Genomic DNA, 21,149 nt, shown 5'->3' with positions numbered 1-21,149 from the left:
AAGTTCCCCCTAGGATGCAGTTGCATCGATAGGTGTAGTTCCCCCGAAGCGACGCTCTCGTTGTGCAAATGCATTCAGCGCACCTTCAAAGACATGTTCATCAAAATCAGGCCAGAGTACATCAGTAAAGTAAAGCTCAGCATAGGCGATTTGCCACAACAAGAAATTACTGATGCGATGTTCACCACCGGTTCTGATCACTAAATCTACCTCAGATTGCTCATGAAGGCAGATATGCGAGTTTAGCGATTTTTCACAGATATCTGTGGGTTGCAACTCCCCTCGCTGTACCTGCTCAGCTAAGTGACGCACTCCCTGAATAATATCCCAACGGCCACCATAATTGGCAGCAATGTTAAGTCTCAGACCGTCATTATTTGCCGTTAACTCTTCTGAGCGACGGATCCGTTTCTGCAAACGTTCACTAAAGCGACTAATATCACCAATAACAGATAAACGAACTTTATGTTTATGCAGACTTTTTACTTCGCTGTCCAGCGCATGAACAAAAAGTTCCATTAATGCGGTGACTTCTTGGGCAGGGCGGTTCCAGTTTTCACTGCTAAAAGCATAAAGCGTGAGTGCATCCAACTGATGAGTAGCAGCAAAACTGACCGCTCTGCGAACTGATTTCACTCCCGCTTTATGACCGAAGACCCTTAATTTACCCTGTTTTTTTGCCCAACGCCCATTACCATCCATAATGATAGCAACATGGCGTGGGGTCAGGGGGGACAAGTTAGCCCTATCTTCATTTACAGACGACATAATGCGAACTCATTTCCTCAATAAATCAATTGTCCATCCCGAACATTAGGCAGCAAGCGCACAAAAAAAGCCGTGTACCAAGTCACGGCTTCTTCAGTGACAGCCAAAATAGACGGTTTAAATACCTATTGGGCCACTAATCAACAGTCTATCTACCCATTGACGGTGCAGACTATATCATCTCAGCCTTGTCCTAACAAATTCCCACATCAGCCAATAAGGCTTTTAATTATTCAATTTCGCTATTACTTGAACCGCCATATCGCGGGCTTTACGGTCAATCACCAACACCTCATCCACACTGGCTGGTTCTGGTAATGATAACTGCTCCACAACAGTACGATTAATCACTGCAATATCAGTGAAACGAATTTGCGAATCCAAGAATGCCATGACAGAAATTTCGTTGGCTGCATTCAGAGCGGTAGTGGCGGCTTGCCCTGTATTTGATGCATCGATAGCCAACTTCAAGCACGGATAACGCTGATAATCTGGCTCTGCAAAGGTAAGCTCGCGGATCTTGCAGAAATCCAGTGGTGCAACGCCGGAACTCACTCGCATTGGATAGGCCATCGCATGTGCAATGGGAGTACGCATATCTGGTGTACCCATCTGCGCCAATACACTGCCATCATGGTAGCGCACCATTGAATGAATGACAGATTGAGGGTGTAAAATAACTTCCACCTGTTCTGCGCTAGCATTAAATAACCACCGCGCTTCGATATACTCCAGCCCTTTGTTCATCATTGTCGCTGAGTCGACCGAAATCTTGCGCCCCATAGACCAGTTTGGATGTGCACAAGCTTGATCTGGGGTGACATCTGCAAATTGTGCTAATGGAGTTTCACGTAGTGGGCCACCAGAACCCGTTAAGATAATGCGGGAAACACCATTCTCACTTAATGAAGAATAGCCTAATTGAGACTGAACCCTTTCAGGTAAACTCTGAAAAATAGCATTATGTTCACTGTCGATGGGTAACAGTTGTGCACGGCTGTGCTTCACTTCATCCATAAAGAGCTTGCCACAAGTAATTAGTGACTCTTTGTTGGCCAGTAATACTTGTTTCCCTGCGCGGATAGCCGCCAGTGTTGAGGGCAACCCTGCAACGCCGACAATCGCCGCCATCACCTGATCAACATCGCCGATAGCCGCCAGCTCACACGCGGCTTTTTCGCCGGAGTAAACTTCTGTTCTTGAACCGTTTTCTGCCAATAACCGGCGCAATGCTTTAGCCGAAGTTTCATCGGACATAGCTGCATAACGGGGAGTGAATTCAAGACATTGCTGGGCCATCTGATCAACATTGCGACCAGCAACCAATGCGGTGATTTTGAATAATTCGGGATTAGCGCGCACAACACCCAGAGTGCTGTTGCCGATGGAACCTGTAGAACCAAGAATAGTCAGTTGCTTCATGAGAGTACTCTGAATAACTGTGTTTATACCCGTCATACTTCAAGCTGCATGTACGTTGGCTGCTTTCATTCACCCCAGTCACTTACCTGTGTAAGCTCTTCGGGATAATGAGTCTCTTTGAGACTCACCCTGCGGGCGAGCATAAATGCTGTTCAAACCGGTCTTCGACCAATTTGTCACTCAATTGCCGCTTTCCTGCAACTCGAACTATTTAGGGTATTATGATAGGCGCGGCATCAATCTAATAACATATTGAATTCGCTAAAACAAAGCGCCAACTAAGCGGCGCTTTGTCATGCCGAGTAAGGATTAGAAATCCATCAACTCGGTTTCTTTAGCGGCCAATGCAGCATCAACTTTCTTGATAAAGGCATCGGTCAGTTTTTGTATGTCTTCTTGAGAGCGACGATCTTCGTCTTCGCTGATCTCTTTATCTTTCAACAAAGCTTTTACTTTATCATTAGCATCACGACGCACGTTACGAATAGAAACGCGGCCCTGCTCTGCTTCTGCACGAACAACTTTGATTAAGTCTTTACGGCGTTCTTCTGTCAATGCTGGCAATGGAACACGGATAACGGTGCCCGCAGAAGAAGGATTCAGGCCTAAATCAGAAGTCATGATCGCTTTTTCAACCGCGGCACTGAGGCTACGGTCAAAAACAGTCAAAGCCAAAGTCCGGGAGTCTTCAACGACGATGTTAGCCAACTGGCGCAATGGCGTTGCAGTACCATAATACTCAACCTGGATGCCATCAAGAATACTAGGAGAAGCGCGGCCGGTACGGATCTTACTGATGTGATTCTGGAATGCTTCTAAGCATTTTTCCATACGCACTTCGGTATCTTTTCTAATTTCGTTAATCACGTTGTGAACCCTTGAAAACTGGTTACTTGGCAGGCCATACCTTGAGTATAGCCAGTGAATATACAAACCAACAGTTGCTGGCGTTAGGGGCAGACCTCGACAACACGGACAATCGCTTATTTAGCTGCCGATATCACTTCTTTAGTGATTAATGTCCCTTCGTTCTCACCCATCACCACACGGCGTAGAGCGCCAGGTTTATTCATGTTGAAAACACGAATTGGCAGATTGTGGTCACGGGCCAAAGTGAAGGCCGCCAGATCCATAACTTTCAGCTCACGCTCTAAAACGTCCTGATAGGTTAACTGTTCGTACAGTGTTGCGTCAGGATTTTTCACCGGATCTGCGGAGTAAACCCCATCGACTTTTGTTGCTTTTAACACAACATCAGCTTCAATTTCGATACCACGCAGACAAGCCGCGGAGTCTGTAGTGAAAAATGGGTTACCCGTACCCGCAGCAAAAATGACCACACGGTTGTGACGCAGCAGGCTGATAGCTTCGGCCCAGCTGTAATTATCACACACACCATTAAGTGGAATAGCAGACATCAGGCGGGCGTTCACATAGGCACGGTGCAGTGCATCTCGCATTGCCAGGCCGTTCATTACGGTAGCCAGCATTCCCATGTGGTCGCCCACTACGCGGTTCATCCCAGCTTGTGCCAAACCGGCACCGCGGAATAAGTTACCACCGCCAATCACCACACCGACTTGAATGCCCAATTCGACCAGCTCTTTAACTTCTTGAGCCATGCGATCCAAAACGCTTGCGTCGATACCAAAACCTTCTGCGCCTTGCAGGGCTTCACCGCTAAGCTTAAGCAGGATACGCTGATATACGGGTTTTGCATTGGTTGCCATGGTGTTCTGTCCTAAGCAGCAGTAATAATATTGGGGACTTGACTGTCAGGATTTCAAAGCAATATTGGGCATTGAAAACTGACAAGCCTAAGCTTATACCCTCTATAATTCGAGTAGCAGGAAGACGACAACTGAGCGAATCCTCAGGAGCTTACATAAGTAAGTGACTGAGATGAACAAAAGCAGTCAACGCACCTGTAGCTTGAAATATGACGGGTATCGAGTGGATAAAATGGAACCGCCTGGTGGCGGCCCCATTTTTAGCATTAAGACTGTTTGCTCATTGCTGCAACTTCAGCAGCAAAGTCAGTCTCAACTTTCTCAATGCCTTCGCCCACTTCGAAGCGGATGAAGTTTACAACGTCAGCGTTGTGCTCTTTCAACAGATCGCCAACAGTTTTGCTTGGGTCCATAACGAAGTTCTGACCAGTCAGAGAAACTTCGCCGGTGAACTTACGCATACGGCCTTCAACCATTTTCTCAGCAATTTCACGTGGTTTGCCGGATTCGATAGCGATGTCCAACTGGATTTGGTGCTCACGAGCAACAACTTCAGCAGGAACATCTTCTGGCTTAACATATTCAGGTTTGCTTGCAGCGATGTGCATAGCAATGTGCTTAACCAGCTCTTCATCAGCGCCAGTTGCCGCAACCATAACACCGATACGTGCACCGTGCAGATAAGTCCCCAGAACATCGCCTTCCAGAGCAGCAACACGGCGAATGTTGATGTTCTCACCGATTTTAGCTACCAGGTTAGCGCGTTGTTCTTCGAACTTAGCTTTCAGAACGTCGATATCAGCAATTTTGTCAGCCAGAGCTGCGTTGATCACTTCTTCGCCGAATGCTTTGAAGCCAGCATCTTTAGCAACGAAGTCAGTTTCGCAGTTCAGTTCCAGAATCACACCGAATTTGCCGTCAGCTGAAATTTTAGCCAGGATAATACCTTCAGCAGCGATACGGCCTGCTTTCTTGGCAGCTTTAGCCTGACCAGATTTACGCATATTGTCGATGGCAAGCTCGATGTCGCCGTTAGCTTCAACCAACGCCTTTTTACATTCCATCATGCCTGCGGCAGTACGCTCACGCAGTTCTTTTACCAAAGCAGCGGTAATAGCAACCATTTCAATTTCCTCGGTTCTCTTGTGAAAACAAGATCTCACATTAGATACGCAAAGGGGGCCTATAAAGGCCCCCTAACCAACATATTTCAATACCTGGTTAATAAGGGCTCACGACGAGCCTGACTTATTATTCAGCTTCTACGAAGCTTTCTTCCGCTTGAACGGCCAGATCTTGAGAACGACCTTCAGTGACGGCAGTAGCAACAGCGCTCAGGTACAGTTTAACTGCACGGATTGCGTCATCGTTACCTGGGATGATGAAGTCAACGCCATCTGGATCGGAGTTAGTATCAACGATAGAGAATACCGGGATACCCAGGTTGTTAGCTTCTTTGATAGCGATGTGTTCGTGATCAGCATCAACAACGAACAATGCGTCTGGTAAGCCGCCCATGTCTTTGATACCGCCCAGGCTGTTTTCCAGCTTGTTCAGTTCACGAGTACGCATCAGCGCTTCTTTTTTGGTCAGCTTGTCAAAGGTGCCGTCTTGAGACTGGATTTCCAAATCTTTCAAACGTTTGATGGACTGACGAACGGTTTTCCAGTTAGTCAGCATCCCGCCCAACCAGCGATGGTTCACGAAGAACTGGTCGCAGTTGTTGGCAGCTTCTTTTACCGCTTCGCTTGCTGCGCGTTTAGTACCAACGAACAAGATCTTACCTTTACGGGAAGAGATCTTTTTCAATTCAGCCAGAGCTTCGTTGAACAATGGTACGGTCTTTTCCAGGTTGATGATGTGAACTTTGTTACGTGCGCCGAAGATGAAAGGCTTCATTTTCGGGTTCCAGTAACGGGTCTGGTGACCGAAGTGAACACCGGCCTGGAGCATGTCGCGCATGGAAACAGTTGCCATGATTAAAACCTCTATAGTATCAGTTGGGGTTATGCCTCCACGTGTCCCATAACGCCGACCCCACAAGCTATTGATCATAATCAAAAACTTTAGGGCACCCCGGCGTATGTGTCGACACGTGTGTGTTATTTACACATATGAGTGCGATTGGTATTACTCGACTAAACAGCACGTTACTTATCAGAACATGCCAAGGAACTCTTAGAGAGACCCAAGAACAATAATAAAGAAAAATAGTACGGTTCGCCGGCGCGCTTTATACCATAAACAGCCACAACACACCAACTTTTGTTGTATTTAATGCGGTCACTGTAAACGAACATTTGGCAGCAAATTGCTGGGCTGATACCATTAGCGCAGATTTTTTATTTATACCCGTCATACTTCAAGCTGCATGTGTGTTGGCTACGCTCTATCACCCGAATTACTTACTGATGTAAGCTCATCGGGGCTCTCTCGCTTGCCGCCTTTCTGCAACTCGAATTATTTAGGGTATATGATATTTATTCACCTGCTTATTATCACGGCGGCTGAAACTCACAGCCCCTACGGACACTTTTGCATGGCAATCTCAATCAAAACACCTGAAGATATTCAAAAAATGCGCGTTGCTGGCCGCCTGGCTGCTGAAGTGCTGGAAATCATTGAGCCTCACGTAAAACCAGGCGTCACCACTGGCGAACTTGATCGTATTTGTCACGACCATATTACCCACCACCAGCAAGCAATTTCAGCTTGTCTTGGTTATCACGGCTTTCCGAAATCGGTTTGTATTTCTGTCAATGAAGTTATCTGCCACGGTATCCCAAGTGACGAAAAAGTCCTGAAAGATGGCGATATAGTGAACATCGACGTGACCGTGATTAAAGACGGTTTCCATGGCGACACGTCAAAAATGTTTATTGTCGGCAAGCCAACCATCCTCGGTGAGCGTTTGTGCCGGGTGACCCAAGAGAGCCTGTATCTGGCGATCAAAATGGTCAAACCGGGTATCCGTCTGCGTACCTTAGGTAAAGAAATTCAGAAATTTGTAGAAGCGGAAAACTTCTCTGTCGTCCGTGAATATTGTGGTCACGGCATTGGTGAGGGCTTCCATGAAGAGCCACAAGTTCTGCACTACGATGCTGATGACGGTGGCGTTGTCCTACAAGCCGGTATGGCTTTCACCATTGAACCTATGGTCAATGCTGGCGATTACCGCATCCGCACCATGAAAGACGGTTGGACAGTAAAAACTAAAGATCGCAGCTTGTCGGCGCAGTATGAGCATACTATTGTGGTAACTGATAACGGCTGCGAAATAATGACGTTGCGCAAGGATGACACCATCCCCAACATCATAACGCACGAGTAATATGACAAGCCGGCATCCGCCGGCTTTTTTATGGGTTGCGTCTTTTTATCAACGGGGAATATATGTCTGACAATCACTCCGAGCATACTCTATCGCTGATCCCCACACCGGTTATTCCTGAGCAACCCGCATCACCGACCACCTATCTTGATAGCGAGCTTAATTGCCCGATACTCAAGCAACGGCTCGAGACTTTTCAGTCTTGGTTGGCTGATGCATTTAATGGCGGCATCAGTGCGGAGACATTAATTGCTGCGCGCAGTGATTACATCGACCGCCTGTTGCGGCGACTGTGGACATTCTATGGCTTTGATGATGTGCCAGAAACCGCGCTGGTGGCCGTCGGCGGTTATGGTCGTGGTGAATTGCACCCACTGTCCGATATCGATGTCCTGATTCTGACCAAACAACACCTGAACGACGAACAAGCTCCGCGAGTCGGCCAATTAATTACGTTGTTATGGGATCTGAAGCTGGAAGTCGGTCATAGTGTGCGCACCCTGGAAGAGTGTTTGCTGGAAGGTTTGGCCGACCTCACTGTTGCCACCAATATGATTGAATCGCGTCTAATTTGTGGCGATGTCGCCCTGTTCCTACAGATGCAAAAACATATTTTTAGCGAAAACTTCTGGCCCTCCCCCCAATTTTTCCATGCCAAAGTAGTAGAGCAACAAGAACGGCATAAACGCTATCACGGCACCAGTTATAATCTGGAGCCAGATATTAAAAGCAGCCCCGGTGGATTAAGGGATATTCATACCTTACAGTGGGTTGCCCGTCGCCATTTTGGGGCCACATCCTTAAGTGAGATGGTTGATTTTGGTTTTCTCACTAAAGCCGAGCGCAATGAACTGATTGAAAGCCAAAGTTTTTTATGGCGCATCCGCTTTGCATTGCATTTGGTACTGACCCGCTACGACAACCGCTTGTTATTTGACCGCCAACTGAGTGTTGCTCAACTTTTACAATATCAGGGCGAAGGAAATGAGCCAGTCGAGCGCATGATGAAAGATTTTTATCGCATGACGCGCCGGGTCAGTGAACTGAACAACATGCTGTTACAGCTATTTGATGAAGCCATATTGGCGCTGGATGCCAATGAGAAACCCCGCCCGCTGGATGATGAATTTCAGTTGCGTGGCGATTTAATCGATCTGCGTGATGAAAATCTCTTTGTTGAGAAACCTGAAGCTATTATGCGCATGTTCTATCTCATGGTGCGCAATCAGGATATCAAAGGCATTTACTCCACCACCGTGCGCCGTTTACGCCATGCCCGTCGGCATCTAAAACAGTCATTATGTCATATCCCTGAAGCACGCAGGCTGTTTATGGCCATTTTGCGCCACCCTGGGGCGGTTTCCCGTGCGCTGTTACCTATGCATCGCCACAGTGTGCTGTGGGCCTATATGCCGCAATGGGGCAGTATTGTCGGGCAAATGCAATTTGACCTGTTTCATGCTTATACCGTCGATGAGCACACTATCCGGGTGTTACTTAAACTCGAAAGTTTCGCCGATGAAACAACCCGCCCGCGTCACCCTCTTTGTGTCGAACTTTATCCGCGTTTGCCTCAGCCTGAATTATTGCTGCTCGCGGCGCTGTTCCACGATATAGCCAAAGGACGTGGTGGCGACCATTCAATATTGGGCGCTCACGATGTACTGGAATTTGCCGAGCAACATGGGCTGAACTCACGCGAGGCCCAATTAGTCGCCTGGCTAGTCCGTTGCCATTTATTGATGTCAGTTACAGCTCAACGCCGAGATATTCAAGACCCGGCAGTTATTCAGCAATTCTCCGCAGAGGTGCAAAGTGAAACCCGCCTGCGCTACTTAGTCAGCCTGACAGTGGCCGATATTTGTGCCACCAATGAAAACCTGTGGAATAGTTGGAAACAAAGCCTGCTACGCGAACTTTATTTCGCTACAGAGAAGCAACTGCGCCGCGGTATGCAAAACAGCCCGGATTTACGCGAACGCGTCCGCCATCATCGGTTACAAGCGCTGGCATTGCTGCGCATGGATAATATTGATGAAGAAGCGCTGCACCGTATCTGGAGCCGCTGTAGAGCGGATTACTTCCTGCGCCATTCACCCAATCAATTAGCTTGGCATGCCCGCCATTTACTGGAGCATGACTCAACCAAACCATTGGTGCTGGTAAGCCGCCAGGCCACTCGTGGTGGAACCGAGATCTTTATTTGGTGCCCTGATCGCCCGTCGTTATTTGCTGCTGTTGTTGGTGAATTGGATCGTCGAAACCTAAGTGTCCATGACGCACAGATTTTTACTAATCGAGATGGCATGGCGATGGATACTTTTATTGTGTTGGAGCCGGATGGCAGCCCATTGGCACAAGATAGGCACCCTATTATCATCCATGCTTTGCAGCAAGCGATGACGCGACAAAACTACCAACACCCACGTGTCAGACGGATATCACCCAAATTGCGGCATTTCAGCGTACCGACTGAAACCAATTTTTTGCCAACGCACAATGAACGCCGGACCTATCTGGAGCTCATTGCGCTCGACCAGCCGGGCTTACTGGCGCGTGTTGGTGACATTTTTGCTGATTTAGGGCTATCACTGCATAGCGCGCGTATCACCACAATCGGCGAGCGAGTGGAGGATTTGTTTGTGTTAGCAGATAGGGATCGCCGTGCTTTAAGCATTGAAACTCGTCGTGAATTAGCACAACGATTGACAGATACCCTCAATCCGAACGATAAACTGTGATACAAATATCTTTTTAGTCATTAATTTTTCTTACGATGGGAAAAAACAGGATGCAGCAACTACAGAACGTTATTGAAACCGCTTTCGAGCGCCGTGCAGATATCACCCCGGCAAATGTCGACACCGTAACGCGCGAAGCGATTAACCACGTGATTGATCTGCTGGATACCGGCGCTCTACGTGTTGCAGAAAAGATTGATGGCCAATGGGTTACTCACCAATGGCTGAAAAAAGCCGTGCTGCTGTCTTTCCGCATCAATGACAACCAGGTCATGGAAGGCGCAGAAACGCGTTACTACGATAAAGTCCCGATGAAGTTTGCGGGTTATGATGAAGCACGTTTCCAGCGTGAAGGTTTCCGTGTCGTGCCACCGGCAACCGTGCGTAAAGGCGCATTTATTGCGCGGAATACTGTATTGATGCCGTCCTACGTCAATATCGGTGCTTTTGTTGATGAAGGCACCATGGTAGATACTTGGGCAACTGTCGGTTCTTGTGCGCAAATTGGTAAGAACGTTCATCTGTCTGGTGGCGTTGGCATTGGTGGCGTATTGGAGCCACTGCAAGCTAACCCGACCATTATCGAAGACAACTGCTTTGTCGGCGCGCGTTCAGAAGTGGTCGAAGGGGTTATTGTTGAGGAAGGCTCGGTTATTTCCATGGGTGTTTTCATTGGTCAAAGCACCCGTATTTATGACCGTGAAACCGGCGAAATCCATTATGGCCGTGTTCCCGCTGGTTCTGTCGTCGTTTCAGGTAATCTGCCATCAAAAGACGGCAGCTACAGCCTGTACTGCGCGGTTATCGTGAAGAAAGTGGACGCGAAAACTCGAGGGAAAGTCGGTATTAATGAGTTATTACGCACCATCGACTAAGATTGAAGATAGCGGGCTAATCCCCCGCTATTTTTTTGCCTTGTGACCTAATCACATTTTTTGGCGAAAATTACCGTCATAATCATAAACTGTGGAATATAAAACTAAAAAGGTGGCGCTATGTATGACAATCTGAAAAGCTTAGGAATCACACAACCAGAAGATGTCGATCGCTATAGCCTGCGTCAGGAGGCCAATAACGACATTCTGAAAATTTACTTCCGCAAAGATAAAGGTGAATTTTTTGCTAAGAGTGTGAAGTTCAAATACCCACGCCAACGCAAAACTGTGGTTGCTGATAATGCCGGCCATGGCTATAAAGAAATCAATGAAATCAACCCAAATCTACGTTATGTCATTGATGAACTTGACCAACTGTGCAAACGCGATCAAGTTGAAGTTGATTTGAAACGTAAGATTCTGGATGACTTGCGTCATTTAGAGAGTGTAGTGACCAATAAGATTGCTGAAATTGAAGCTGATCTGGAAAAACTGACCAACGGTCGCTAAATCTGGTTTTTAATATTGCTAAAGTCACTGGAGTTGCAGGTGAATAAACATCGCTCTCACCTGCAATTTCATGAATAGAGATATATAGCCTAAATAATTCGAGTTGAATTATGAGGGTTATTTTACTGAAGCAAGCGGCCCCACTGCTCCACCCACGAGGCGGAAAACACCTCTGGCTCCGGATGCTCAATAGCATCAATTTCTAGCCTTTCGCCAATTCTCGTCGCACCCTGCTCTTGCAATAATTCATCAAATGCACGCCCGGCACCGCAAAAACTATCATAACTGCTGTCACCCAGCGCAATGACGCCATAACGCAACTCAGGCTGGAATCCAACTTGATCGCGCACAGCGGCAAAGAGCGAAGCAATACTGTCAGGAAAATCTCCCTGCCCGGTTGTCGACGTCACCACCAGAGCATAATGTTGGCGATAATACTGCCAGGCCTCTAAGGTGCCTTCATCAAACACTTTGACCTCATGCCCCTGTTCTTTCAGTATATTCTCAGCTTCTTCCGCCACTAATAGCGCGTTGCCGTAGACCGTGCCGACAAAAATCCCGACCTGAGCCATAAAAATATTTCCTTTTGACGAGAAAAATTACGCACTATCCTGACCTGCAGTTGCTGGAAACTCAACCCTTTCAAGATGAGGGACAATACCCTGCCACCTAAAATGTGACATCAGTTGTTGCCAGGAATCATCCCAGCGCGCAGTCAAGCTGAGTGGCTCTCCGGTCACGGGGTGATTCAGATTCAAATGGCTGGCATGAAGCATGAGCCGCGAGCAATCAAAATGCTCCGCAATTCCACGATTTTGGCGTAAATCGCCATGGGTGCTGTCACCGATGATCGGGTGGCGAATGTGCGCCATATGCCGCCGTAGCTGGTGCTTACGCCCCGTTTCTGGCTTTAATTCCATTAAGCTAAAGCGCGCAGTGTCATAGCGCCCAATGGCAATAGGCACTTCCACTTGAGCCAGTGCATGATAATGGGTAACTGAAGGCTGCGGGGCTTTATCTGGCCGGGAAAATTTATCCGCGATTTTGTCTAACTCTTCGGTCATCTCGTAATCAATCGTGCCATCTTCCAGTACATATCCACGTACAACCGCGTGATATGTTTTCTGAATCTGATGCTGTTCAAATTGTAACGAAAGAGCACGGGCCACATCGCTGGACAGCGCCATTAGCAACACACCCGACGTCGGGCGATCCAGGCGATGGACGGTATAAACATGCTGGCCAATTTGGTCGCGTACCGTTTGCATGACAAATACCGTTTCGTTGCTATCCAACCAACTGCGGTGGACAAGCCAACCGGCCGGTTTATTAACCGCCACGATATGTTCATCTTGATAAAGTATTTCCAACATTAGTGACTTTCTTTATTCAGTAGGTCATCGAGGCGCTGTAATTCTACCAGCAGTAAGCTGCAATCTGGGCGACCCTCACCACTCAGCGCCTCTTCAAAGTAGGGTGTAATGGCAAAACGCGTCGGGAGTGGCCCTTTCGATTCCAACAATGCATACATCCGAGGAATAAGTACCCATTGCAACCACTGCTCAGCATCCATGGTATCAATGCTGAAAGGCTCATTACTTTCAAAAGCCTCGACTACTGGAGGAACGGATTGCCAAAGATCAATTGCCCGCATGGCAAGCTCGATATTCTGTAGGCTCTGACGCACCTGATTTTCTGTATTCATGATTATACTCTCAACCAAAAAATAACCATTTACCGGGCTGGTTCAACGGCGGCCAAGCATACCATTGAAGAAGAAGATGCCCAAATACCCCCTAGACGATAGGTATAAGTTGAAAAGATACAGATAAAAAAAGGGGTACTGTTTTACCAGTACCCCTCTATTCGTTTTATAGCAATCCAGCTAAAAGTGATGCTCCCTGCTCAATCCTTGAAAACTTTTCCGTGCGGTTATCCTAACCAGCAATCCGTCGCGTTGTCCTACACCATCCCGGCGTCAATCCTAAAGTTATCCTAACCCACCAATCATCCTGAACTGGCTCTCAATCTCCATCCTGGAGGTGTCCTTTGTTTCGTCCTGAAACATCCCTTCACTCATCCTAAGCAGTCCCTGTGTTCTTCATCCTGAAGTGGCATCATCCCGATACCGTCCTTCTCGACCAGATCCTATCCGGCGAGTAAAGGATCGCTTAATCAACAAAGAGAGACAAGGTACCACCAGAATAATGATGAGATACTTTTATATATAAAAAAATGAATGTTTATAACAAAATGATTTTATTGAAGATAAATAGAACACAATAATTTCACATAGAATGAATAGAAGTGATGTCTCACAGCCCGTGTGCGAGATCTCTCACACGGGCTGCATTGGAATAATTGATAACCATTTATTTATTCAGGAAATACTGGCCGTAATGCATCCAAAAAATGAGTGAGAGTTGATGCCAGTAATGTACGTTTTCCGCTACCAAACTCCTCTAATACCACATTACCAGTGACATTACACAATGAGGCCATGGTCATATCTGATTCTGTTGTCGCCAAAAACAGGGTCGGTGAGAGTTTTAGCCTTTTTTGTGTTACCAAATGGCCAATGAGATTCTCCTGTAAACGGATAAAATCATCTTCACTCCAGACTTGCAGCAAGGTAAAGCGGTGATCACCTAAATCTGCTTTCATATCGCCGGCATATTGCTGGGTATAAAACTCATGAATATCGGGGTGAAGCTGAATCTCCAGTGCCCGTTCAATATTAGTAAGATTGGCGTCCGCGGCAAAAGGTTGTGGTAACCAAAACACCTGATTATCCTCAGTTTCTATATTGCACGGAGAAGGAACGCCATACAGTTCCTCACTGGCTGGTGGTCGCCCGGTTTGTTGCTGCCATAAATCAATATAACGTTGAGTAAAGCTCTTGAGTGCCGTTGAAACGTTCTGATCCATTATTATTCTCTGTATCGCGGCGGCTTGCGCTGCACCCAGGTGGGCATAGCCCTCACTCAGAAATGCAGTTAAACGCGGCATTAATTGATAAACTACAGCTATTGTACCTTTCTCTCATCATGGGAACAGCATGTCTTCATATCAAGACCACAAGGCTCTGGCGGAACTGACGCTAGGCAAACCGACTGCATACCGCGATCACTATGACGTAACCTTATTACAGGCCGTGCCACGCAGCATGAACCGCGAACCTCTCGGCTTATATCCGGATAACCTGCCTTTTCATGGCGCGGATATCTGGACGTTGTATGAGCTGTCCTGGCTAAACAGTAAGGGCTTACCACAAGTTGCTGTGGGTGAAATTAGCCTAAATGCTGATAGTGCTAATCTCATTGAATCAAAGAGTTTTAAGCTTTATCTCAACAGTTTTAACCAAACCACTTTTGCGGATTGGGAAAGTGTACAAACCACTTTGCAGCGGGATTTATCCGCCTGTGCTCAAGGGGATGTCAGTGTCAGGCTATACCGCCTGGATGAAATAGCACATCAACCGATTGCCAATTTCACGGGGGAATGTCTGGACCAACAAGATATTCGCATTGATAACTATGAGTTCAACGCCGATTATCTGCACGGCGCTGCGGGTAATCATTACGTTAAAGAGAGTCTGGTCAGCCACTTGCTTAAGTCCAACTGCTTGATAACTCACCAACCGGACTGGGGGTCAGTCCAAATCAGCTACAGCGGCCCACAGATTAACCGGGAAGCCCTACTCCGCTATCTGGTCTCTTTCCGCCATCACAATGAGTTTCACGAGCAATGTGTCGAGCGCATTTTCAATGACATAATGCATTTTTGTCGGCCAGAAACATTGTCTGTCTATGCGCGTTATACTCGTCGCGGAGGGCTGGATATTAATCCCTGGCGTTCCAATACTGATTTTGTGCCATCAACTGGCCGCCTTGCACGGCAATAAATGCGTACCGATGCGCAACTTTATCACCAGCAGCACGTTAGTATTGGCAAAAAATGAGCAGCGACGTTAAGGTTATTTATAGGTTTCTCATGCTATTTTCAGTATAAGAATCAGTAATGGATACTTAGTGGCCTCTGATATTCCACGGAAAACAGAAAGCAACACTCTGATACACAGGCACTACCACCCTCAAGGGTGTAAAGGAGTAACTTTGATTACACATGTCAGCCCACTCGGCTCAATGGATCTGTTGTCACAGCTCGAAGTGGATATGCTCAAGCGCACAGCCAGCAGTGATCTGTACCGCTTATTCCGTAATTGCTCATTGGCTGTTCTCAATTCAGGTAGCCTGACCGATAACAGCAAAGAACTTTTATCTCGCTATGAATCCTTTGATATCAACGTGCTTCGCCGCGAACGCGGTGTAAAACTCGAACTGGTTAATCCACCAGAGCATGCTTTTGTTGATGGTAAAATTATTCGCTCTTTGCAGGCAAATCTGTTCGCAGTCTTGCGTGACATCCTGTTTGTGAATGGTCAAATCGTAAACGCTGGGCGTTTCCAACATCTGAATATGGAAAACTCCAGCCATTTGACCAACCTGGTCTTTTCAATTTTGCGTAATGCCCGTGCCCTGCATCTTGATGAAGACCCCAATATGATTGTGTGCTGGGGCGGCCATTCAATCAATGAAACCGAATACTTGTATGCCCGAAAAGTTGGCAGCCAATTGGGTTTGCGTGAATTGAATATCTGTACTGGCTGTGGGCCAGGGGCGATGGAAGCACCGATGAAAGGTGCCGCTGTTGGTCATGCCCAACAACGTTACAGACAAGGCCGCTTTATCGGGATGACCGAGCCGTCAATCATTGCCGCAGAGCCACCAAACCCGTTAGTCAATGAGCTAATTATCATGCCAGACATTGAAAAACGGCTAGAAGCTTTCGTCCGTATCGCCCATGGCATTATTATTTTCCCTGGCGGCGTGGGGACAGCAGAAGAATTGCTTTATTTGTTAGGCATTCTGATGAACCCCCATAATAAGGAGCAGGTTTTACCCCTGATCCTGACGGGGCCTAAAGAGAGCGCAGATTATTTCAGGGTCGTGGACGAATTCATCATGAACACGCTGGGTGATGAAGCACGTAAATACTACCAAATAATTATTGATGATCCCGATGAAGTCGCGCGTCAGATGAAGAAAGCCATGCCATTGGTGAAAGAGAATCGCCGTAATACTGGTGATGCTTATAGTTTTAACTGGTCTATTCGTATTGAGCCAGATTTGCAGCATCCTTTCGAGCCAAACCATGAAAATATGGCGAATCTGGATTTATCCCATAATCAAGCCCCTGAGAAGCTGGCGGCAGCATTACGCCGTGCTTTCTCCGGTATTGTGGCGGGTAACGTCAAAGAAGTCGGGATTCATGCGATTGAAGCTCATGGACCATTCAAATTGCACGGTGACCCACTACTGATGAAGCAAATGGATCAATTACTGCAAGGTTTTATTATCCAGCAACGAATGAAATTACCGGGCAGTGCTTACACACCTTGCTATGAAATTTGTAGTTAAAAAATAAATAACTTTCACCGGTAGCGCGGGCACACTCCCTCGGCTGGCGCTACCTAAAAGTTATTTGAACCCCTGCAGGTTCGCTCTTTATAGTAAAGAATGACCAATAAAATAGCCCTTATGGGATAGGTTTTTAGACAGTCCATGCAAATTCACCTTCTGATCGTCGATGCCCTTAACCTAATTCGCCGCATTCACGCGGTGCAAGGTTCACCTTGTGTGAATGCTTGTCAGCATGCACTGCAACAGTTGCTTTCACATAGCCAACCAACACATGCAGTCGCCGTTTTTGATGAAGATGACCGCTCGGATAGCTGGCGTCATCAACGCTTGCCCGATTACAAAGCGGGTCGCTCACCGATGCCAGATAATCTGCAACAAGAAATGCCGCTGATCCGTGAAGCATTCCATTCATTAGGGGTTAATTGCTGGAGTTCACCGGGCAATGAAGCTGATGACCTGGCTGCAACATTGGCAATAAAAATTGGTGGAGCTGGGCATCAAGTAACGATTGTTTCGACCGACAAAGGCTATTGCCAGCTGTTAGCACCGAATGTGCAGATTCGCGATTACTTCCAAAAACGCTGGCTGGATATGCCGTTCGTAAAGCAAGAATTTGGTGTATTACCGTACCAATTGCCTGACTACTGGGGGCTCGCTGGGATAAGTAGCAGCAAAATTCCGGGGGTTGCTGGTATTGGAGCAAAAACCGCCACACTGTTATTACAACAAGCCAGCAGCCTGGAGGAACTCTATCAGCAACTAGATTCAATACCGGAGAAATGGCGCAAAAAGTTGCAACAGCACCAAGAGATGGCCTTTATTTGTAAGCAAATTGCGACACTAAAAACTGATTTGCCATTAAGCGGCAATTTGCAGCAATTGCGTTTAAATCGATGATATCAGCATAAAAACAAAGGGGCCAATTGGCCCCTTGTGCGTAAGACAGACAGGTCTATCACTAAAATTTAAAAACGCTCATCACGGCGGCCCGGCACACCAGACCAGATACGGCGCACATGTACCGTGACTTCTTCGCGGTCATGATAGAGCTGTTTGGCCTGAATATGGGCATTAATGCCATTCTCTTTTAGCTGTTCATCAATCATTTCCAGATTTTCTGAAACAACTTCAAAACGCTTTTTCATCGGTAATTTTAGGTTGAAAATCGCCTCACGGCACCAACCATTCACCAACCATTTGATAATAAGTTGGCTTACTTTGGCCGGTTTCTCCACCATATCGCATACTAACCAGTAAATATTACTGCGCGTGGGTTCATATTTAAAACCATCAACACGATGATGCGTAACCTGCCCGGTATCCATCAAACTTTGTGCCATCAAGCCATTATCAATAGCCTGAACCATCATGCTGCGCTGCACTAGCTGATAAGTCCAACCTCCAGGGCAAGCACCTAAATCAACAGCATGCATACCGCTGGCCAATCGCTCTTCCCATTCATCTTGTGGAATAAATACGTGGAAAGCTTCTTCCAGTTTTAAGGTTGAGCGGCTTGGCGCGTCAGATGGGAACTTAAGACGCGGGATCCCCATATAAAACGGGGAGTTATTGTTGCTGTAAGAATAACCCACATAACAACAGCCCGAGGCAATAAAGAACACATGCACCACTGGCCGGTGTGCGTTCTCACGAGCAGACAGAATTTTTTGTTCACGCATTGCGCTACGCAGCGGCACTGTCAACTTACGGCAAAACTTAAGTAACTCTTTGCTTTCATTGGTATCAGCAACTTCAACCCGAAGTTCACCGGCTTTTTCGACAACACCGACCAACATACCAACAATGGGCGAAACTCGATCTTCCGGCGGTAAATCTTTCAATAGCTCACCCACAACCATCATCTGGCGGGCGAAAATCAATTCGCGGAATGGTACTTGACGAATCAAACGATCCGCATCTTCCAACTGATAGCATTCAAATAGCACATAACCGCTGTTTTCTTTTACCCGCGCGAAGCCAAAGATTTCAAGCTGTGCTGCTTTGGCGGTAATTTCCGCCGCACACTCTTTCTCAAAGCCTGAGCGGCAATATAAAGCAATTTTATTATTCATGGCGTTCTGCCCTTTTTCTTAGACGCAGCGCGCCAATCAACATCAAAATCCATCCCGCCAGAAAACATACTCCGCCCACTGGCGTGATATATACCCACAGTTTCAGGTGCGATAGAGCCAGGCAGTATAAACTGCCACTAAAGAGTAGCGTTCCGAGCGCTAACAAGGCTCCACTCCAGTAAAACCAAATACTTATCTGCCGTTGCATTGCAACCGCGAGTGCCAGGATAGCCAATGTATGGAACCCCTGATACTCCAGCCCGGTATGAATCCAAGCCATTTCATTCGCTCCCAACGAGGCACTCAATACATGAGCCCCAAAGGCACCGAAAGCAACATAGAAAAAACCGCTCAGGGCGGCAAATATCAGCATTAAACGACCATTCATCGTCATTAACCTTAAATTAATATCGCCTGGTAATAATTAAAATTAGTTGTCGTAGCGAAAACGGAGTTTTTCCTGCTCGCTAGCTGCTCTTGCCAGTATCCACTGACGAAAGGCGGCTATTTTACCCAGTTCTGCCTGACTGTCATGACAAACCAGATAAAAAGCATTTTTACTTACCAGCACGTCATTAAACGGGCACACCAATCGCCCTGCTTCAATCTCAGATTGCGCCATAACATTATTCACCAGCGCAATACCTTGACCATGAACAGCGGCCTGAACCACCATCACACTGTGGCTAAATATGGGGCCTTGCTGCACGTTAATCTGCGGTACACCCAATTGACGGGTATACGCCATCCAATCTCGGCGGGAAGTATCATGCAACAGGGTATGATTAGCCAGATCTGCGGGTACTTTTAATCCATTATCGCCCATTAGTAGGCTGGGAGCACAAACAGGAAGCAAGAATTCGGCATACAGACGTTCAGTACGCAAACCGGTCCAATTTCCCCGACCATAAAATATCGCCACATCCACATCATCAGCAAGTTTGTCCTCCTCCCGATCCACCGCTTGGATCCTGACATCAATGCCCGGATAAGCGGCATTGAATCCAGAAAGGCGAGGAACCAACCATTGAATAGCAAAACTGGGGGGAAGACTGACAGTCAAAGCACCTTTGGCGCTGCGTGCCTGCAATTTGCGAGTGGCTTCATTGATAGAGGTGAAAATCTCTTTGATATCGAGGTAATAACTCTGGCCTTCTTCGGTCAGCAATAGAGAACGGTTACGCCGACGGAACAGTTTTAGCCCGAGAAAATCCTCCAGTGACTTTATCTGGTGGCTAACAGCAGCTTGCGTGACAAATAATTCATCAGCAGCTTTAGTAAAACTCAGGTGGCGTGCGGCCGCATCAAAGACCCGCAAGGCATTCAGTGGTGGTAATCGTTTTGACATGAATTGGATACTTTTTTATAACGGCTCACCTACAGGTAAGACCCTTTGTTTACTTATTAGTTTTTGTAATCCGAGACATTATAAATTGTCCGTTGATGATGCGCCAGCAAATACCTATAGTGGCGGCACTTCCCAAGCCGGAACGAAAAGTAGGTTTAGTATCCAGGTACTGAATTGCTTTTGGCTTTGTGGTTGTGATGTTGTGTTTGCAAATGGTCTGGTGTACCAGACATAGTAGCTAAGCTACTGTTTTTTTTTCACTTCCTGTACATTTACCCTGTCTGTCCATAGTGATTTTATGCAGCACCGCAATTTTTGCGGTGCTTTTTTTTGCCCTATTCCCAGCACTGACTTATTTTTAAAACCTAAATGTAAGCGCCACTTGGTATTGCACAGAGTTAAGCTTAAATTTAAGTTGTTGCAGAGAATGCCAGACATATCAGGTTTCTTTCGAAAACAACATAGCGGCTTAACTACTTGCCCTCAGCCATTTCTTTGACTTCTGAGCGATTAATTTGCTGTTCGGTGCCATTGGCATCGGTGTAGCTTATCATCCCAGTGTCGTCATCTACTTTAGGTTTACCATCAGCAACGATAGTGCGACCATCATTAGTGTGCATCACATAGTTGCTTGAACAGGCTGCTAAGGTAAAAGTGAGCATAAGTGCAGAAATTACGGCAGCTGTCTTTTTCATGGGTGACTCCTTGCAGATTAAAATGCTAAAAAAATCGTTTCCATTACCAGACAAATGGTTATGTCCGTTACTATTTAGCATAACCCTCTTGAGTCATATTGCCAGCCATCAGGGCCATTAGTGGGCTAATTGTAGCTAAAATGAGACAGTTCCGAAGTGAATCAAAGGATGCGA

At 46.8% G+C, this 21,149-nt stretch carries 21 protein-coding genes; 7 read left to right on the top strand and 14 right to left on the bottom strand.

Features of this window, described 5'->3' with window-relative positions:
• Positions 1 to 9: 9 nt before the first annotated feature.
• The 6 genes from ispU to rpsB all read right to left on the bottom strand — a co-directional run bounded on the left by ispU (position 10) and on the right by rpsB (position 5,897).
• Positions 10 to 768, bottom strand: coding sequence for a (2E,6E)-farnesyl-diphosphate-specific ditrans,polycis-undecaprenyl-diphosphate synthase (gene ispU, locus DX162_RS10620; RefSeq protein WP_004391699.1), 759 nt, complete (start codon positions 766 to 768; stop codon positions 10 to 12).
• 225 nt (positions 769 to 993) lie between these two features.
• Positions 994 to 2,190 (bottom strand): 1-deoxy-D-xylulose-5-phosphate reductoisomerase, encoded by a 1,197-nt coding sequence (ispC, locus tag DX162_RS10615; RefSeq protein ID WP_004391700.1) that lies wholly within the window; start codon positions 2,188 to 2,190, stop codon positions 994 to 996.
• Positions 2,191 to 2,499: 309 nt separating this feature from the next.
• Complete coding sequence (gene frr, locus DX162_RS10610; protein WP_004391701.1) at positions 2,500 to 3,057, bottom strand: ribosome recycling factor; 558 nt, start codon at positions 3,055 to 3,057, stop codon at positions 2,500 to 2,502.
• Between the two features lie 116 nt (positions 3,058 to 3,173).
• Positions 3,174 to 3,920: a UMP kinase gene (gene pyrH / locus DX162_RS10605; RefSeq protein ID WP_004391702.1), complete on the bottom strand. Its 747-nt coding sequence runs from the start codon at positions 3,918 to 3,920 to the stop codon at positions 3,174 to 3,176.
• Positions 3,921 to 4,186: 266 nt separating this feature from the next.
• Positions 4,187 to 5,044: a translation elongation factor Ts gene (tsf, locus tag DX162_RS10600; protein WP_004391703.1), complete on the bottom strand. Its 858-nt coding sequence runs from the start codon at positions 5,042 to 5,044 to the stop codon at positions 4,187 to 4,189.
• A 127-nt stretch (positions 5,045 to 5,171) separates the two neighbouring features.
• Entirely contained in the window at positions 5,172 to 5,897 is a 726-nt protein-coding gene (gene rpsB, locus DX162_RS10595) for a 30S ribosomal protein S2 (RefSeq protein ID WP_004391704.1), read from the bottom strand.
• Positions 5,898 to 6,459: 562 nt separating this feature from the next.
• Between rpsB and map the strand changes: the two genes are divergently transcribed.
• The 4 genes from map to DX162_RS10575 all read left to right on the top strand — a co-directional run bounded on the left by map (position 6,460) and on the right by DX162_RS10575 (position 11,377).
• Positions 6,460 to 7,251, top strand: coding sequence for a type I methionyl aminopeptidase (map, locus tag DX162_RS10590; RefSeq protein ID WP_032820364.1), 792 nt, complete (start codon positions 6,460 to 6,462; stop codon positions 7,249 to 7,251).
• 62 nt (positions 7,252 to 7,313) lie between these two features.
• A complete protein-coding gene (glnD, locus tag DX162_RS10585) occupies positions 7,314 to 9,992 on the top strand; it encodes a bifunctional uridylyltransferase/uridylyl-removing protein GlnD (RefSeq protein ID WP_004391707.1) in 2,679 nt (892 codons plus the stop codon).
• Between the two features lie 50 nt (positions 9,993 to 10,042).
• Positions 10,043 to 10,867 (top strand): 2,3,4,5-tetrahydropyridine-2,6-dicarboxylate N-succinyltransferase, encoded by an 825-nt coding sequence (gene dapD / locus DX162_RS10580; protein ID WP_004391708.1) that lies wholly within the window; start codon positions 10,043 to 10,045, stop codon positions 10,865 to 10,867.
• Positions 10,868 to 10,987: 120 nt separating this feature from the next.
• Positions 10,988 to 11,377, top strand: coding sequence for a DUF3461 family protein (locus tag DX162_RS10575; RefSeq protein ID WP_004391709.1), 390 nt, complete (start codon positions 10,988 to 10,990; stop codon positions 11,375 to 11,377).
• A 122-nt stretch (positions 11,378 to 11,499) separates the two neighbouring features.
• On the opposite strand, the gene DX162_RS10570 is transcribed toward DX162_RS10575, so the two are convergent.
• The 4 genes from DX162_RS10570 to syd form a co-directional block, all read right to left on the bottom strand.
• On the bottom strand, positions 11,500 to 11,949 hold the full coding sequence (locus DX162_RS10570; RefSeq protein WP_004391710.1) for a flavodoxin: 450 nt from the start codon (positions 11,947 to 11,949) through the stop codon (positions 11,500 to 11,502).
• A 27-nt stretch (positions 11,950 to 11,976) separates the two neighbouring features.
• Positions 11,977 to 12,750, bottom strand: coding sequence for a tRNA pseudouridine(65) synthase TruC (gene truC, locus DX162_RS10565; RefSeq protein ID WP_004391711.1), 774 nt, complete (start codon positions 12,748 to 12,750; stop codon positions 11,977 to 11,979).
• The gene (locus DX162_RS10560) at positions 12,750 to 13,082 is read right to left on the bottom strand and encodes a YqcC family protein (RefSeq protein WP_032820365.1); all 333 of its coding nucleotides are present in this window, start codon (positions 13,080 to 13,082) and stop codon (positions 12,750 to 12,752) included. The genes truC and DX162_RS10560 overlap by 1 nt, the downstream gene beginning before the upstream one ends.
• A gap of 671 nt (positions 13,083 to 13,753) precedes the next feature.
• Positions 13,754 to 14,305 (bottom strand): SecY-interacting protein, encoded by a 552-nt coding sequence (gene syd / locus DX162_RS10555; RefSeq protein ID WP_032820388.1) that lies wholly within the window; start codon positions 14,303 to 14,305, stop codon positions 13,754 to 13,756.
• A gap of 130 nt (positions 14,306 to 14,435) precedes the next feature.
• Here syd and queF point away from each other — a divergent pair, with 130 nt between their 5' ends.
• The 3 genes from queF (at position 14,436) to xni (ending at position 17,757) form a co-directional block, all read left to right on the top strand.
• Positions 14,436 to 15,281, top strand: a complete 846-nt coding sequence (queF, locus tag DX162_RS10550) for an NADPH-dependent 7-cyano-7-deazaguanine reductase QueF (protein WP_004391715.1) — start codon at positions 14,436 to 14,438, stop codon at positions 15,279 to 15,281.
• Between the two features lie 211 nt (positions 15,282 to 15,492).
• Positions 15,493 to 16,857, top strand: coding sequence for a nucleotide 5'-monophosphate nucleosidase PpnN (ppnN, locus tag DX162_RS10545; protein WP_004391716.1), 1,365 nt, complete (start codon positions 15,493 to 15,495; stop codon positions 16,855 to 16,857).
• A 144-nt stretch (positions 16,858 to 17,001) separates the two neighbouring features.
• Positions 17,002 to 17,757, top strand: a complete 756-nt coding sequence (gene xni, locus DX162_RS10540; RefSeq protein ID WP_004391717.1) for a flap endonuclease Xni — start codon at positions 17,002 to 17,004, stop codon at positions 17,755 to 17,757.
• Between the two features lie 68 nt (positions 17,758 to 17,825).
• Here the strand turns inward: xni and rlmM are convergent, their stop codons facing one another.
• From rlmM to DX162_RS10515, 4 genes are all read right to left on the bottom strand, one after another.
• A complete protein-coding gene (rlmM, locus tag DX162_RS10535; protein ID WP_004391718.1) occupies positions 17,826 to 18,932 on the bottom strand; it encodes a 23S rRNA (cytidine(2498)-2'-O)-methyltransferase RlmM in 1,107 nt (368 codons plus the stop codon).
• Positions 18,925 to 19,320, bottom strand: coding sequence for a DUF423 domain-containing protein (locus tag DX162_RS10530; protein ID WP_072076318.1), 396 nt, complete (start codon positions 19,318 to 19,320; stop codon positions 18,925 to 18,927). Before DX162_RS10530 ends, rlmM begins: the two co-directional genes overlap by 8 nt.
• A gap of 42 nt (positions 19,321 to 19,362) precedes the next feature.
• Entirely contained in the window at positions 19,363 to 20,280 is a 918-nt protein-coding gene (locus DX162_RS10525) for a transcriptional regulator GcvA (protein WP_049560416.1), read from the bottom strand.
• A gap of 473 nt (positions 20,281 to 20,753) precedes the next feature.
• Complete coding sequence (locus DX162_RS10515; protein ID WP_032820367.1) at positions 20,754 to 20,975, bottom strand: YgdI/YgdR family lipoprotein; 222 nt, start codon at positions 20,973 to 20,975, stop codon at positions 20,754 to 20,756.
• Positions 20,976 to 21,149 lie beyond the last annotated feature (174 nt).

The sequence above is a fragment of the Yersinia kristensenii genome (assembly GCF_900460525.1).
GTDB lineage: Bacteria > Pseudomonadota > Gammaproteobacteria > Enterobacterales > Enterobacteriaceae > Yersinia > Yersinia kristensenii.
The sequence above is the reverse complement of the archived record's forward strand: the minus strand, read 5'-3'. Positions and strand labels throughout refer to the sequence as shown.